Origin of the sequence: Pseudomonas putida NBRC 14164 (assembly GCF_000412675.1) — a bacterium.
Classification (GTDB): Bacteria; Pseudomonadota; Gammaproteobacteria; order Pseudomonadales; family Pseudomonadaceae; genus Aquipseudomonas; species Aquipseudomonas putida.
Genome location: NC_021505.1, coordinates 883,302 through 898,530 on the forward strand (window position 1 = coordinate 883,302; position 15,229 = coordinate 898,530).

A 15,229-nucleotide genomic window follows, 5' to 3' on the forward strand; every position below is an offset into this window, starting at 1 on the left:
GGGTCAGGGGGTTTTATTCGTATCGTCAGCCTGTGCGCCACGGATGATGTGCATGGCGGGTGTGGGGTTACGGGTCGCCAGGCTGGCAGCGTTGACCACCGGCGACTGGGACAGCTGGCTGAAGCGATAGAGTTCGCGGTTGGCGGCTTCTACCTGCGGTTTTACATCGGGTTCGTTCCAGTACCGGGCCAGGCGTTGTTCATCGGCACTGCGCACGGCCAGGCGCAACGTGCCGGCCTGTGCAGCCAGCATCAAGCGGCTGGCGAAGGCCTCGGGTACTGCCAGCGCTACCGTGCGGGTGCCGTTGCCGCTCATGCTGGCCTGTTCGCGCCGGGCCTTTTGCTCTTCGGCGGTCTGCGCCGGGCGGCCATCGTTGGCCAGGCCCGTCTGCTCGCCGACGCTGAGCACGCGCAAGGCCGGCAGCACCACCTGGGCGGAGGACTGAGGGTTGTTGGGCTCTTCACGCAGGAACAGCAACACATCCACGTAGTCACCCGGGCGCACTTGGCCGGCGGCACCGACCACTTCGTCCACACCGACAGCCACGGCGCGCTCGTTGGCGCGGATCATCCGCGCCAGCGGGCCGCCGGCCTGGAAGCTGGACTCATCCAGCCAGGTGCCCGCGGCAAGTGGCCTGGCGCTGGTTCGCCCGATCACCTGGGCGGTTTGCTGGTAGGCCCCGGCGGGGGCTACCTGCAGGCGCTCGATCAGCACATCGTCTTCAGTGATCGGCGTATTGGCGGGCAGTGCCTTGCGCAGGACGACGACGGCTGTACGCAGTGGCTCCGGTGGAGCGGCGGGGGGTGGGGCGACGGCGACAACCGGTTGTTCGCCCGCAGGGGGAACCGGTGCAGGCACAGCAGCAGGGCGGCTGAGCACAATGCCCCAGTAGCCTGCCAGCAGTGCTGCCAGCAGGAAGAATGCCGCCAGTATCAGGGTCAAGCGACTACTCATCCCGGCCTCCCTGCACGCGTCGACTGATGGCAAAAAGTCACTATTTCGCTATAGGACGGTAGCCCAGCCCTCACCATTTGCCATGAGCCAAGGCGGTTTTTTTAGGGATTGTGAGTAAGTCGAGGAAATACAGCGGGTTAGCATCTTTACGGGTGTTAATTCTCGGGAATTAATACTTTGTAATTAATCCTTTAATACATTTGCAGACCTCTCCAGCTTGACGATGCTGATGGCAAATAGGTGTCACTTTGATACCGCCATCGCCGGCATGCATGCCGCAAGGAGCTGAGCCATGAAACTGTTCATTTTGCACTGCATGAACTTCCTGCATCGCAAGGACGGAGCATCCGGTATCGAATACGCGGTCATCGCGACGATGGTTGCAGTGGTGTTGGCCGCATTCGTCGGGGACATCTCCACGGCCGTCAACGCCACCTTCACCACGATCAAAAATGCCCTTTGACCATTGAACAGGAGCCAACGCCATGCAGAACGCCTCCTCGCGCCAGCAGATCCTTTTGGTGGATGACGAGCAGGACGTTCTGCTGGAGCTGGCCGAACTTTTAGAGAACGAAGGCTTCGCCTGCCTGACCGCGACATCGGTACAGGCTGCCTTGCAACAGCTTACCCGTCATCCGGACGTTGCCCTGGTGATCACCGACCTGCGTATGCCCGAGGAAAGCGGCATCGGTTTGATCAGGCGCATGCGCGAGCATACGGCCCGGCTGCACCTGCCGGTGATTGTCATGTCCGGGCAGGCCGACCTGGATGATGTCAGCGAACTGCTGCACCTGCAGGTGGTGGATTTTTTTCGCAAGCCGCTTTATCACAAGCGTTTGCTGACAACCCTGGAGAACCTGTTCCCCGTGCCAAGGCTGAGGGTAGTGAATTGAGGGAGCCCTTGAATGGCCTTAAATAAAAACGCCCGGCACTTGGCCGGGCGTTTTCATTGCTGGGGTCAGGCGTCCGGGTCGCTCAGTTCCAGGGCGCCGCGCTTGCTGCGCAGCTTGCCGTAGAAGTGTTCCAGCGCGTGGTTGAGCTTGGTGGCGGCACCGTCGACTGCCTGGTCTACAGAAGTGGCAGTGTGGGTCACGGAAATCGGTTGGTGGCCTTTGGGGCGAGCCTCCATCTGGCAGCGTTTGTCATGCGGTCCGGGCTTGGCGCCGTTCTCGTCGCGCAGGTGAACCTCGATGCGGGTGAGGTCTTCTTCGTAACGTTCCAGAGAGCTCTGCAGGGTACTGCGGACCCACTGATCGAGACGGGCGTTGCTTTCGAAATGGTTGCTGCTGTTGACCTGGATTTGCATGATTCAATCCTTATTCAGCTTGCTCGCATGGAGACGCGCCTAGGCCTTTGAGACCCTTGGAATTTCTGCGCCTCTTGACTCTAAGGTCAGGCAACCGCAGACCGAATTCAAGCCCTTTTTGAAAATAAATTTCTTGTTGCAAATGGGGCTGCTGTGCAGCCCTTCGCGGGCACGCCCGCTCCCACAGGGTTTACACAGACTTTGAGCTGGCGCGGTTGCTGTGGGAGCGGGCATGCCCGCGAAGGGCCGCATAGCGGCCCCTTACAATTGATCAGAACTCCACTGACGTCTGCACATACAGCGTTCGCGGCTCACCCACGTACTTGCCCTTGTTGTTGTCATCGTAGGAGCGCGTGTAGTACTCGCGGTTGAACAGGTTCTTCACGCCCACCGCCACCTTCAGGTTCGACAGCTGCGCGCCAAAATCGTACCCGGCGCGGGTGCTGACCAGCATGTAACCCGGAATGCGCCCGGTGCTGCCATCGGCGCTTTCGGTGCCGGTGTTGGCGTTGTCGGCGTACTGGCTGCTCTGGAAGCTGCCGTCCAGGTTCAGCTGCCAAGGGCCATCGGTGTAGCCCACGCCCAGGTTGCCCTTGTGCCGCGACGAGAACGGCACCTGGTTCCCTTTGTTCGGCCCGTCCTCGCGGATGGTGGCGTCAACGAACGCATAGCTGGCGTGCACATCGAAGCCGGCCAGGGCCGGGCTCAGGCCATCCAGCGCATAGCGGACGCTGGTTTCGATACCCTGGTGACGGGTTTCGCCGCGGGCAATTACCGAGTCGTTGGTCTGGTTGCTTTCGTACTGGTTGTCGAAGTTGATCAGGAACGCGCCAATCTCGGCCTGCAGGTCGCCGTTGTCGTAGCGGGTGCCGACTTCCCAGGTGCGTGCCTTCTCCGGTTTTACCTCGCCGCTGCTGACGCGGTTGGGCATCTGGCTGTACTGCACGCTGCCGAACGAGCCCTCGGTGTTGGCGTACAGGTTCCAGCTGTCGGTCAGGTGGTACATCACGTTGAGCGCCGGCAGCGCGGTGTTGTAGCTGCCCTGGTAGCGCTGGCCGTTGAGCTTGTTGCTCTGCTCGGAGTCGATCATCTCGTAGCGCACGCCCGGGGTGATGGTCCAGCGGCCGATGTCGATGCGGTCATCCAGGTAGATGGCGTGGGCTTCGGTGCTACCACGGGTGTCGCGGTCGTTGCGGCTGGCAGTGGTCGGCAGGTTGCCGTTCACCGGCTCGCGGAAGCGCAATTCGTGGCCGGCTTCGTTGACATACCGATAGCCAACGCCCAGTTCGTGCCAGCTATCGCCCAGCGCCAGGCCCTGCGAGAAGCGGGTTTCGATGCCGCGCACCCAGTACTCGCGTGGCGACAGCGAAACGAAGCTGCCCTGGTCCAGGTAGCCGCTGCGCAGGGTCTTGGTGAAGAAGCTGTTGACGCTGAACTGGCGGTCGTCCTGCTTGTAGTCGTAGCCGAAGTTGAACAGCGTGCGGCGGCCCCAGAACTTGTCCTTCAGGCGCGTCGACTGGTACGGGTCGGCAGCGAAGTCGGCGGTGCTCAGGCCACCGGGCATGTCGGCCTCGCCCTCGTAGTACTGGGCCATGGCATGCAGGCTGTTGGCTTCATCCAGTTGCAGCTTGCCCTTGAGGATCAGGTCGTCGATCTGCGTGTCGCTGTGTTCCCGCCAGTCGCCACCACGGGTGCCGGAGTACAGCAGTGCGCCGCCCAGGCCGTTGTCGTTGGTACCGCCGACCAGCAGGTTGGCGCTGTTCTTGAAGCCGTCGTGGCTGGAGGAGGGACTGATCTGGTTTTGCATGGCGGCCTTGAAGGTGGCCTGCTCGGGGATCGCCCGGGTGACGAAGTTGACGATGCCGCCGACGTTCTGCGGGCCGTAGCGCACCGCGCCGCCACCGCGCACCACATCCACGGCGTCCATGTTGCCCATGCTCAGCGGTGCCAGCGACAGCTGCGGCTGGCCATACGGGGCGAACGGCACCGGGATGCCATCCATCAGCACGGTCGAACGCGACGCCAGGCGCGGGTTGAGGCCGCGAATGCCGAAGTTGAGCGCCAGGTCGTGGCTGCCGGTGCCGTTGTTGTCGGGGGCATTCACCCCGGGGATGCGGTTGAGCACTTCGCGGGCGGTGGTCGCGCCGCTGCGCTCGAACTCTTCACGGCGTACCACGTCGCGGGCGCCTGGGTGCTCGAACACATTGTCCTGCTGCGCTTCTGCCAGCCAGTCGCCGACCACGGTGGAAGCGCCGAGCTCGACCGGGGCGCCAGCAACGGGGCTACCGATTGGCTGCAAGCTGAAGGCATTGTCGGTTTCCTGCCGCACCTGCAGGCCGCTGCCGCGCAGCAACGCGTCGAGGCCTTGGCGCACATCGTACTGGCCGTCCAGCCCCTGGGTGCTGATGCCTTGGGTCAGTTGCGAGCCGAACGAAATCAACGCACCGCTTTCGCGGCCAAACTGGTTGAGTGCGTCTTCAAGCGAGCCGGCGGCGATATGGTAGCTGCGGGTTTCGGCATGGGCGGCGGGCATGGCCAGGCCGAGCGTGGTGGTGAGCAGCAGGGCGTGGAGGAGGGGGCTGGGGCGCAACGGCATGGGTCGGGTCCTGAGAGAGGGGTTCTGCCATGTCTGTCACGCAAGGTTGGGAAAATGGCTCACTTGATTGAAAATAATTTGCCTGTACCGGCCTCATCGCCGGCAAGCCAGCTCCCACGGGGAATGCACATGACGTAAGGCCTATGCGCTCAAGGTGGGAGCTGGCTTGCCGGCGAAGAGGCCAGGCCTGCTTTAGCTCATTGTTGGCTCCACCGTCACCCAGTACCGGGTGAACCGTCGCACCCGCACTGGCAGTGCTACCTCCAGCATTTGCAGGATGCGCTCACTGTCATCCAGCGGATACGACCCGGAGATGCGCAAGTCGGCGACCCGCTCGCTGCACCCCAGCTGCCCGTGGCGATAGCGCCCAAGCTCTGCCAGGAAATCCGCCAGGCGCATCTGCGAGGCCACCAGCATGCCGTCGACCCAGGCGCCCACATTGCGGTCGAGCGCAGAAGTCGACCGCCAGGCACCCGTGAAGCGTGCCTGCTGCCCAGCCAGTAACGGTTGCCCTGCAACGCTGGCCACCCCCTCGAATACCGACACGAGACTGTAGCCATCGAACTGGCGTACATTGAAGCGCCCGCTGTCCAGGCGTAAGGCCCCTTCGCCGGTGCGCAGCAGCAACGGCCGGGCATCGCTGGCCACCTGTAGCGCCAGTTCGCCCTCGAACAAACGCACCCGGCGCTGTTGCCCGTCGAAGCGCACGTCGGCGGCACTGCGGGTGTTAAGTTGCAGCACGCTGCCATCTTCCAGGCCCATGCGCCGGCGCTGCCCCACCGGACTGCGGTAGTCGGCCATCAGGCCGGGCATCGGGTTGTGCTGTTGCAGCCCCAGACCGGTGGCACTGGCCACTCCCACCAGCAGCAATGCCTTGAGCGCGCGTCGCCGGGCGGGCGAGTGGGGGGCTTGCAGTGTCGCGTGCACCACCGGCGAGGGCACCCCATGCAGGCGCTGGTTTACCTGCTGGATATGGGCCCAGGCACGCTGGTGCTCCTGGTCGGCCCGCAGCCAGTGTTCCAGCGCCAACCGCTGCGCCTGGTCAAAATCATCGCCTTGGGACTCGATCAACCATTGCACGGCCTGCTCCGCCACCTGTGGGGAAAACGCGGCGTTCATTGGGCGAAGTAGCAGCGCATGGCCGCCTTGGTCAGATAGCGCTTGACCGTGGCCAGCGAGATGCCCAGTTCACGCGCAATTTCACCCTGGCCAAGGCCATCGACCTGGGCCAGCAGGAAGGCGCGTTTGACCAGTGACGGCAAACCGTCCAGCAGGCGGTCCAGCTCCAGCAGGGTCTCCAGGATGATCGCCTTCTGCTCCTCGCACGGTGCTACTTCTTCTGGCACCTGTGCCAGTGCCTGCAGGTAGGCACGCTCCAGTTCCTGGCGGCGAAAGTGGTTGCACAGCACGCGCTTGGCTACCGTTGCAAGGAACGCACGCGGCTCGACCAACTGTGGCGCCTCGCGGGCCTGCAGCAGGCGCAGGTAGGTGTCCTGGGCCAGGTCGGCGGCACTCTGCGGGCAGCCCAGGCGGCGGCGCAACCAGCCAGTGAGCCAGTTGTGATGAGCGTGGTAGAGGCCTTCGACCGTGGATGTAAGCGCGCTGGGCACCGTGATACTCCGGCGCCGGGTAGCGCAACTGGTAGTAAGAATTGTTCGCATTGTATTGCAGGGCAGAATGCTCGGCAATCTCCACCGGCCCTATCGCCGGCAAGCCAGCTCCCACATAACCCCGCTGTCTTCAAGCCCTGTGCAATACCTGTGGGGGCTGGCTTGCCGATAGGGCCAGAACAGGCAACACATCGCTAACTCTTTGCCTATGAGAATTGCAATCATTATTATTGCAGCCCCAAAAACGCCCGGACCTTCGCCATGACGCGCAAAACCGCCGGCCTCTCGCTCAGCTATCGGCTGGCCGTTGCCTCACGCAGCCTGGCCGCGCTGTTGGGCGGCTACCTGCTGGCGTCCATGGCCAGCGTCTGCATTGCCTTGGTGGCGCCACTGCCTAAGGTCGACGCCACGCTGACTGGCCTGCTGTTGTCGTTCGTCTTCTACCTGCTGGCATTCATCTGGTGCTTCGCCTGTCGCAGCGCCTGGCGTGCCTGGCTGGGGGTGTTGGCGCCGAGCCTGTTGCTGGGCATGATCAGCGGCGTTGCCTACTGGATGAAAAACCCATGAAAGAAGGCTTCCGCCAGGCGATGGCCTGGCTGCACACCTGGACCGGCCTGATCTTTGGCTGGCTGTTGTTTGCCATCTTCCTCACCGGCACGCTGTCGTACTTCAAGGATGAAATCACCCACTGGGCGCAGCCCGAAGTGCGCCGTCATACCCTGGACCCGGCCCTTAGCCTGGACAAGGCCCAGCAATACCTGCAGGACAATGCCGGGCATTCCGCTTCCTGGTTCATCGACATGCCCAACGAGCGTGAGGCGGCCCTGAGCGTGGGCTATCGCGACCCCAACGGCGGGCCGCGTGGCTTCGTCAACAAAACCCTCGACACGCAGACCGGCCTGCCGGTGGAAGCACGCTACAGCCGGGGTGGCGAGTTCTTCTACCGGTTCCACTTCCAGCTGCAGATGCCGTACCCGTTTGGCCGCTGGCTGTCGACCTTCTGCGCCTTCATCATGCTACTGGGGCTGGTCACCGGCATCATCACCCACAAGAAAATCTTCAAGGAGTTCTTCACCTTCCGCCCCGGCAAGGGCCAGCGCTCCTGGCTGGACGGGCACAACGCTATCGGCGTGCTGGTGCTGCCCTTCCACCTGATGATCAGTTACAGCAGCCTGGTGCTGTTCATGTACATGGTGATGCCGGCGGGCATCATGGCCAGCTATGGCAATGACACGGGCAAGTACTTCAACGACCTGTTCGGCCGCGACGATTCGCCCAAAGCGGCCCAGGTGGCCACGCCGCTGGTTGCGCTGCCAACCCTGTACGCCAAGGTCCAGGAACTGCAACCGGGCGCGCGTATCGGCTTCATCCAGGTGCAGAACCCCGGCGACAGCAATGCCCGCGTCACCTTCACCCAGTCGGCTGCCGACCACGTGGCTTATCGGCGCAGTGCCAACTGGACGTTCGACGGCGCCAGCGGTGCGCTGCTGAGCCAGGGCAAGCCAGAGAGCGGGGCGATGATGACTGCCTTCAGTTTTGCCGGGCTGCACATGGGCAATTTTGCCGGGCCCTGGCTGCGCTGGCTGTACTTCTTCTTTGGCGTCGCCGGGACTGCGGTGATCGGCACCGGGCTGGTGATGTGGTTGGGCAAGCGCCAGCTCAAGCATGCCAAGAGCGCGCACATGCCGGGTGAGTTGCGCCTGGTCGAGGTGCTCAATATCGCCAGCATGAGCGGCCTGCTGCTGGCGGTGGCGGGCTTCTTCTGGGCCAACCGCCTGATCCCGGTGGGTGTCGAGGGCCGCGCCGGCTGGGAGGTCAATGCCTTCTTCATCGCCTGGGGCTTGTCACTGGTGCATGCCGTGCTGCGCAGTGGGCGCCGGGCATGGGGCGAGCAACTGGCGCTGGGGGCGCTGGCCTTTGCCCTGCTGCCTCTGCTCAATGGCTTGAGCACCGACCGGGGTTTGAACCATTCGTTGCAGGCGGGTGACTGGGCCATGGCCGGCTTCGACCTGACGGCCCTGGGTACTGGCCTGTTCCTGGCCTGGCTGGCCGGCAAGATGCTGCGCAGCCCCAAACCGGTTGCCAAGCGGCCACGCGCGGCAAAAAAAGCGGGCACTGAAACGGCGCAGGTGAGCTGATGCTGGGTAACGCACTGATTGCATTCGCAGGTTTTGTCGCCCTGTGCCTGGCCATGGAAAAGCACTTCAGCGATTTGCTCGGGCGCAAGCCGCGCCCCGGGCAGTTACAGCAGTTGCGCGTTGCCGGCTGGCTGCTGCTGATGCTGTCGCTGATCCTCAGCGTGCACCTGCGTGGCTGGGCCCATGGCCTGGTGGAATGGACGGCAGTGATGATGGCCGGGGTGACCGTGTGGGTGTTCGGCCTGCCGTACCAGCCACGTCTGCTGCTGGGCCTGGCCGCCGCCAGCGTGGTGCTGGGCCCGTTGCTGGCCGTGTTTGCCGTGTGAACCTGTGAGCGAGCAGGGGGATATCATCGAGCCCGAAGCCGACAGCAGTGGCGGGCGCGCACGTTTCGTGCAGGTGTTTCTGGCCCAACGGGCGCGCATGGAGGCGCTGGTCAGCCGGCGCGTTGGCTGCCGCGCCACGGCTTCAGACCTGGTACAGGAACTGTTCCTGCGTTTCTGGCGCCGCCCCGAGGTCAAGGTCGAGGCGCTGGACACCTACCTGTTGCGCTGTGCCGGCAACCTGGCCATCGACCACCTGCGCAGTGAAGGCAGCCGCGAACGCGTGGCAGAAGCCGCTTTGCCCATGGACGAGGCGGCCATGGCTCAGGCGCCGGAGCAGGCGCTGGAGGTCGACCACGACCTGCAGCGCATCGAAGCTGCCTTGCGCGCCTTGCCCGAGCGCACCCGGCAGATCTTTCTGCTCAACCGCATCCACGGCTGCAAGTACGGCGAAATTGCCAAGGCCATGCAGCTGTCCCAGAGCGCCGTGGAAAAGCATATGATGCGCGCCCTTGAAGCGTGCAAGGCGAGTGTTGCCGAGCCCGCGTCCACCCCACGCCGGCCAGGGAGTGTCCGTCGATGAGCCGTTTGCCCCCGATCACCGAGGCGCAGTCCCAGGCCGCCCTGCAATGGCTCAGCCGCATCAATGAGCAGCCCGCGCAAGCCGAAGGGGCTGCGTTCAAGCGCTGGTTGCTGGCCGACCCCGTGCACCGTGACGCCTACCAACAGGCCCAGGCGCTGTGGCAGAAAAGCGCCGCCCCGGCGGCGCGCCTGGCGGACGAAGAACAGGACGCCCTGCAGCGCTACCTGGATGCCATGGCCAAGCCGCCGACCCGCGGCCCGTGGCGGCAGGTGGCAGCACTGGCGATGGCGGCCTGCCTGGTGCTGGCCGTGGGCTTTGCCGGTGGCTGGCACCCGGCGTACTGGTTGCAAGACCTGCAGGCCGACTACAGCAGTGCCGGGCTGGTTCGCCAGGTGACTTTGGCCGACCAGTCGCAGGTGACGCTTGATGCCGGCAGCGCCATTGCGGTCGATTTTGCCCAGGGAGAGCGCCGTGTGCGATTGTTGCATGGCGCAGCGTTCTTCGAGGTCACGCACACCGGCGAGCCGTTCCTGGTCGAAGCCGGCGGTGGCGAAGTGCGGGTGCTCGGCACTCAGTTCGAGGTGCGTGAGCAAGGCGACGGCGCCCAGGTGACGGTGCGCAGCGGGCGTGTGGGCGTGAGCCCTGCGCAAGGCACTCTTGCGCGTGAGCTGACGGCCAACCAGCAGGTGGCCTACAGCGCAGGCAGGGTAGGCGACACCCTGGCGGTGGACAGTGAAAACCGCCTGGCCTGGCGCCAGGGGTGGCTGAACTATTACCAGGTGCCGCTGGCGCAGGTGGTCGAAGACCTTGGGCGCTATTACCCGGGGCGCATCCTGTTGCTGGATGGCGAACTGGGGCAGCGCAAGGTCAGCGGCAGCTTCCCGGTGACCGAGCCGCTGCTGGCGCTGGATTCGCTGGGCAAGGTGATGGGTTTTTCGCGGCAGACCGTGTTGGGGCGTTTGACCCTGGTCCGGTAACTGCCTGTGCCGGCCTCTTCGCAGCACAAGGCTGCTCCTACAGGGGCCATGCAATACCTGTAGGAGCAGCCTTGTGCTGCGAAGAGGCCGGCACAGGAAAAATAATTTCAATCAACGGGTGAGGTAACAGGACGTGGCATCCGTGTAATGAGTGAAAGTGCGATTCATTCGCAATCGTCACCCTCTCACAGGTCAGCGTCCATGAAGTTCTCCTCGCGTTGCGTCCCTCTCTGGCTCGGCCTGACTGCGGTCCCGGCCTTGGCTGTCGCCCCTCTGGCAAGCGCCGCCGAGCAGTTGCAGGCCTATGCCTTCGCCCAGCCGGCCCAACCCTTGGCCCAGGCCCTCAACGCGTTCAGCCGCACCACCGGCCAGAGCGTGGTTTACACCCTCGAACTGCCGGGCGGGCAAGCGCCCGATTTGAATGGCCGTTTCAGCGCCGAGCAGGCACTGCAACAGCTGCTGGGCACCACCGGGCTGGCTTGGCGGCGCGTCGACGCACGCACCCTGACCCTCGAACCCGCCGACACCTCAGGCGCCCTCAACCTGCAGGCCACCAACGTAACCTCGCAGCTGGACGACTACAGCTACCAGCCCCCGGCCAGCGCTTCGATCATGCGCGGGCAGGGGCCGAATCAGGACATCCCCCAGGCCATCAACGTGGTCCCGGCCCAGGTCATCCGCGACCAGGCACCGCGCAACCTCGACGATGCGCTGGCCAACGTCAGCGGCATCACCCAGGGCAACAACTTTGGCGGCACGTCCGACACGGTGATGAAGCGCGGCTTTGGCGACAACCGCGACGGCTCGATCATGCGCGATGGCATGCCCATCGTGCAGGGGCGTAGCCTCAACGCCAGCACCGAGCGGGTTGAAGTGCTCAAGGGCCCGGCCTCGCTGCTGTACGGCATCCAGGATCCGGGCGGGGTGATCAACGTGGTCAGCAAGCGCCCGCAACTACAGCAGTACAACGCCCTGAACGTGCGCGGCTCGACCTACGGCAGCGGCAAGAATGGCAGTGGCGGCGGGCTCGACAGTACCGGTGCGCTGGGCGACAGCAACTTCGCTTACCGCTTGATCGTCGACCATGAAGACGAAGACTACTGGCGCAACTACGGCGTGCACCGCGAATCGCTGGTGGCGCCGTCGCTGGCCTGGCTGGGCGAAGACACCCAGGTGGTACTGGCCTACGAGCACCGCGAGTTTCTCTACCCCTTCGACCGGGGCACAGCGTTCGGCAGCAATGGCCACCCGCTGAACATCCCCGCCACGCGCCGCCTGGACGAGCCGTTCAACGACATGGAAGGGCGCTCCGACCTGTATCGCCTGGAAGTCGACCATCAGCTGGCCGATGACTGGAAGCTGCACTTTGGCTACAGCTTCAACCGCGAGACCTATGATGCCAGCCAGGTACGGGTGACCGGCGTCAATGAAGCCAAAGGCACGCTGACACGCAGCATCGATGGCACCCACAACGCCATGAGCCGTGACCAGTTCGCTACCCTGAGCCTGGCCGGTAATGTGGAGTTGGCCGGCCTGCAGAATGACCTGTTGTTCGGCGTCGACCATGAAGACCGCAAGGTGTATCGCGGCGACCTGATTCGCCAGACTGCCAAGTCCACTTTCAGCTATGTGGACCCGGTCTACGGCCAGGAAGTGGAAGGCAGCACGGTGCGTGCCAGCGACAGCGACCAGACCGACAAGCTGCGCACCGATGCACTGTTCGTGCAGGACGCATTGCACCTGGATGACCACTGGATCCTGGTGGCCGGCGCACGCTTCCAGCAGTTCGACCAGTACGCCGGCCGCGGCCGCCCGTTCACGGCCAATACCGATAACAGCGGCCAGGCCTGGGTGCCGCATGCCGGCATCGTCTACAAGCTTGATGAGCAGCTGTCGTTCTACGGCAGTTACAGCGAGTCGTTCAAGCCCAACTCCAGCATTGCGCCGCTGACTGGCGGTGTGGTGCTGGACGCGTCCGTTGCACCTGAGGAAGGCAAGTCGTGGGAGTTGGGCGCCAAGCTGGACATGCCCGGTCGGCTGACCGGTACGCTGGCGCTGTTCGATATCACCAAGCGTAATGTGCTGGTTGCCAATTTCGACAGCGGGACTGGCGAGACGGTCTACAGCAATGCCGGTGAGGTCAATTCAAGAGGTGTGGAGCTTGACCTGACCGGCCAGCTCAGCGATCACTGGAGCTTGATCGGCAGCTATGCCTTCACCGATGCCAAGGTTACAAAAGACCCGGACCTTGAGGGCAACCGTTTGCAGAACGTTGCCAAACACAGTGGTTCGCTGTCGGCTGTGTACGACTTCGGCAGCCTGTTCGGTGGCGACAAGCTGCGTGTAGGTGCAGGCGCGCGTTATGTGGGTGAACGGGCGGGCAACTCGACCAACACCTTCGACCTGCCGTCGTACACCGTGGCCGATGCGTTCGCCAGCTACGAGACCAAGCTGGATGAGCACAACGTGCGTTTGCAGCTGAACGTAAAGAACCTGTTCGACAAGGTTTACTACAGCTCGGCGGTGAACCAGTACTTCGTGGCTATCGGGGATGCGCGGCAGGTGAGCCTGTCCAGCACCTTCGAATTCTAGGTATTTGGGGTCGCAAAGCGGCCCCGTTTCACGACTTGAATGCCGAACGGTATTCCCCGGGTGTTGCACCAAGCGCCTGCCTGAACCGGTTACTGAAATGGCTGGCACTGGCAAACCCGCACAGCAGCGCAATCTCCCCCAGCGGCATTACGCCCAGCTGCAGCAGTTGGCAGGCCCGGTGCAGTCGCCGGGCCAGCAAATACTGGTGCGGCGGTAGGCCGAAACTGCTGCGGAACATGCGCGCAAAGTGGTATTCGGACAGGTTGCAGCGCAAGGCCAGTTCGCCCAGGGTAATCGGCTGGTCCAGGTGCACCTCGATGTAATCGACCAGCTGCCGGCGCAGGTTCGGCGCCAGCCCGCCTTTCAGGCGCAGGCCCTGGCGCAGCCCGACCTGGTTGAGCAGCGCATGGTCGACGATCTCGTGGGCCAGGCTGCTGGCCAGCAAGCGCTCGCCGGGCTCGTCCCAGTCCAGCTGGATCAGTTGGCGAAAGCGCACGGCCTGTTGCGGGTCGTCGAGAAAAGTCGCTTCCTGCAACTGCAGTTCACGCGGTTCCCGGTCGAGCAGGCGCACACAACCCAGGGCGAACTGCGCCTCGCTGACATACAGGTGCGCCAGGCGGATTGCACCATTGACCACCCAGTTCGACTCCTGCCCGGCTGGCATCACGCACAGCTTGCCGGGCGCGCCCTTGTCGGCCGGGCGCTGGCGGCGAAAGGTGCCGGTACCGTCGGCGATGTAGCACGACAGGGTGTGGTGGGTCGGGGCCTGATAGTCGCGGGCATCGTCGCGGTTGCTCCACAGCGCCGCCGCCAGCCCATCGCCCAGGTGCGCGCTCAGCTCCAGCCTGGCGTGGGGCGAGGCATGCATGGCGTTGAACACTTGCAGTTGGGTGAGTGGCGTCATGGGGGGCTCCTCTTGCCAGCCATCCTACTGCGCCTTGCATCGAGTGACAGCTACCGGCAAAGGAAAAGCGCAAGTTTGTGCAAGCGCCAGGCGCCGCACAGGGCAAACACTGGTGGCACTGGCGAGGGCTGCACCCTCGATCGCCGGCAAGCCAGCTCCCACAGGTACAGCACCTGCCTCAAGCCGGGCACTGTACCTGTGGGAGCTGGCTTGCCGGCGATGGGTCGCGAAGCGGCCCCGGTGTGAATGGACGACCGCTTGAGGAGCCCTACCCATGAACCTGTCACTCTACCTGCTTACCGTCCTGATCTGGGGCACCACCTGGATCGCCTTGAAGCTCCAGCTGGGCGTTGTCGCCATCCCGGTCTCGATCGTCTATCGCTTCGCCCTGGCCGGCCTCATCCTGTTCGCCATCCTGCTGCTCACCCGCCGCCTGCAGCCCATGAACCGCCGCGGCCACCAGATCTGCCTGGCTCAGGGCTTGTGCCTGTTCTGCGTCAATTTCATGTGCTTCCTCACTGCCAGCCAGTGGATTGCCAGTGGCCTGATCGCCGTGGTGTTCTCCACTGCAACCCTGTGGAACGCACTTAACGCGCGGGTCTTCTTCGGCCAGAAGATCGCCGCCAATGTACTGGGCGGCGGTGCCCTGGGCCTGCTCGGCCTGGGGCTGCTGTTCTGGCCAGAGCTGTCCCACCATGCCGCCAGCCGCGAGACCCTGTTCGGGCTCGGCCTTGCCCTGCTCGGCACGCTGTGTTTCTCGGCAGGCAACATGCTGTCGAGCATGCAGCAGAAGGCCGGGCTCAAGCCCATGACTACCAATGCCTGGGGCATGGTCTACGGGGCCGCCATGCTGATGGTTTATTGCCTGTTCAGCGGCATTCCTTTCACCATGGAGTGGAACACCCGCTACATCGGTTCGCTGATGTACCTGGTGATTCCGGGTTCGGTGATCGGCTTCACTGCCTACCTGACCCTGGTCGGGCGCATGGGGCCGGAGCGGGCAGCCTATTGCACGGTGCTGTTCCCGTTGGTGGCGTTGAATGTGTCGGCGGTGGCCGAGGGGTATCAGTGGACGGCGCCGGCCTTGTTGGGGCTGGTGACGGTGATGGCGGGGAATGTGCTGGTGTTTCGCAAGTCCAAGGCCAAGGTGGCTGACGGTATTTTGGTGGCCAAATAGATAATCTGTTGCCTGTACCGGCCTCTTCGCGGGTAAACCCGCTCCCACAGGTATTGCACAGGTCCTGAG

15 protein-coding genes are annotated in these 15,229 nt (G+C 64.0%); 9 read left to right on the forward strand and 6 right to left on the reverse strand.

The genetic code is table 11. The features are described from left to right. Positions 1 to 3: 3 nt before the first annotated feature. Positions 4 to 954, reverse strand: a complete 951-nt coding sequence (gene cpaB / locus PP4_RS03880) for a Flp pilus assembly protein CpaB (RefSeq protein WP_016497972.1) — start codon at positions 952 to 954, stop codon at positions 4 to 6. Positions 955 to 1,246: 292 nt separating this feature from the next. Here cpaB and PP4_RS03885 point away from each other — a divergent pair, with 292 nt between their 5' ends. Continuing rightward, positions 1,247 to 1,417, forward strand: a complete 171-nt coding sequence (locus PP4_RS03885; RefSeq protein WP_016497973.1) for a Flp family type IVb pilin — start codon at positions 1,247 to 1,249, stop codon at positions 1,415 to 1,417. 22 nt (positions 1,418 to 1,439) lie between these two features. Next, positions 1,440 to 1,847, forward strand: coding sequence for a response regulator (locus PP4_RS03890; protein WP_016497974.1), 408 nt, complete (start codon positions 1,440 to 1,442; stop codon positions 1,845 to 1,847). Between the two features lie 65 nt (positions 1,848 to 1,912). On the opposite strand, the gene PP4_RS03895 is transcribed toward PP4_RS03890, so the two are convergent. From PP4_RS03895 to PP4_RS03910, 4 genes are all read right to left on the reverse strand, one after another. Further along, positions 1,913 to 2,260, reverse strand: a complete 348-nt coding sequence (locus tag PP4_RS03895; protein WP_016489041.1) for an HPF/RaiA family ribosome-associated protein — start codon at positions 2,258 to 2,260, stop codon at positions 1,913 to 1,915. A gap of 271 nt (positions 2,261 to 2,531) precedes the next feature. Next, positions 2,532 to 4,856, reverse strand: coding sequence for a TonB-dependent Fe(3+) dicitrate receptor FecA (gene fecA, locus PP4_RS03900; RefSeq protein ID WP_016497975.1), 2,325 nt, complete (start codon positions 4,854 to 4,856; stop codon positions 2,532 to 2,534). A 192-nt stretch (positions 4,857 to 5,048) separates the two neighbouring features. After that, a complete protein-coding gene (locus tag PP4_RS03905; protein WP_016497976.1) occupies positions 5,049 to 5,975 on the reverse strand; it encodes a FecR domain-containing protein in 927 nt (308 codons plus the stop codon). Continuing rightward, positions 5,972 to 6,517, reverse strand: coding sequence for a sigma-70 family RNA polymerase sigma factor (locus PP4_RS03910; protein WP_115283644.1), 546 nt, complete (start codon positions 6,515 to 6,517; stop codon positions 5,972 to 5,974). Before PP4_RS03910 ends, PP4_RS03905 begins: the two co-directional genes overlap by 4 nt. Positions 6,518 to 6,727: 210 nt before the next feature. On the opposite strand from PP4_RS03910, the gene PP4_RS03915 reads away from it, so the two are divergent. The 6 genes from PP4_RS03915 to PP4_RS03940 all read left to right on the forward strand — a co-directional run bounded on the left by PP4_RS03915 (position 6,728) and on the right by PP4_RS03940 (position 13,079). Continuing rightward, positions 6,728 to 7,033, forward strand: a complete 306-nt coding sequence (locus tag PP4_RS03915) for a DUF3649 domain-containing protein (protein WP_016497978.1) — start codon at positions 6,728 to 6,730, stop codon at positions 7,031 to 7,033. After that, positions 7,030 to 8,604 (forward strand): PepSY-associated TM helix domain-containing protein, encoded by a 1,575-nt coding sequence (locus PP4_RS03920; protein ID WP_016497979.1) that lies wholly within the window; start codon positions 7,030 to 7,032, stop codon positions 8,602 to 8,604. The genes PP4_RS03915 and PP4_RS03920 overlap by 4 nt, the downstream gene beginning before the upstream one ends. After that, positions 8,604 to 8,930, forward strand: a complete 327-nt coding sequence (locus PP4_RS03925) for a DUF3325 domain-containing protein (RefSeq protein ID WP_016497980.1) — start codon at positions 8,604 to 8,606, stop codon at positions 8,928 to 8,930. Before PP4_RS03920 ends, PP4_RS03925 begins: the two co-directional genes overlap by 1 nt. A 4-nt stretch (positions 8,931 to 8,934) precedes the next feature. After that, the gene (locus PP4_RS03930; protein ID WP_016497981.1) at positions 8,935 to 9,510 is read left to right on the forward strand and encodes an RNA polymerase sigma factor; all 576 of its coding nucleotides are present in this window, start codon (positions 8,935 to 8,937) and stop codon (positions 9,508 to 9,510) included. Continuing rightward, positions 9,507 to 10,487, forward strand: a complete 981-nt coding sequence (locus PP4_RS03935) for a FecR family protein (protein ID WP_016497982.1) — start codon at positions 9,507 to 9,509, stop codon at positions 10,485 to 10,487. Before PP4_RS03930 ends, PP4_RS03935 begins: the two co-directional genes overlap by 4 nt. Before the next feature lie 201 nt (positions 10,488 to 10,688). Then, positions 10,689 to 13,079 (forward strand): TonB-dependent siderophore receptor, encoded by a 2,391-nt coding sequence (locus PP4_RS03940; protein WP_016497983.1) that lies wholly within the window; start codon positions 10,689 to 10,691, stop codon positions 13,077 to 13,079. A gap of 28 nt (positions 13,080 to 13,107) precedes the next feature. Here the strand turns inward: PP4_RS03940 and PP4_RS03945 are convergent, their stop codons facing one another. Further along, the gene (locus tag PP4_RS03945) at positions 13,108 to 13,983 is read right to left on the reverse strand and encodes a helix-turn-helix transcriptional regulator (RefSeq protein WP_016497984.1); all 876 of its coding nucleotides are present in this window, start codon (positions 13,981 to 13,983) and stop codon (positions 13,108 to 13,110) included. Between the two features lie 274 nt (positions 13,984 to 14,257). Between PP4_RS03945 and PP4_RS03950 the strand changes: the two genes are divergently transcribed. Continuing rightward, positions 14,258 to 15,160 (forward strand): DMT family transporter, encoded by a 903-nt coding sequence (locus PP4_RS03950; RefSeq protein ID WP_016497985.1) that lies wholly within the window; start codon positions 14,258 to 14,260, stop codon positions 15,158 to 15,160. The last annotated feature ends 69 nt before the right edge of the window (positions 15,161 to 15,229 follow it).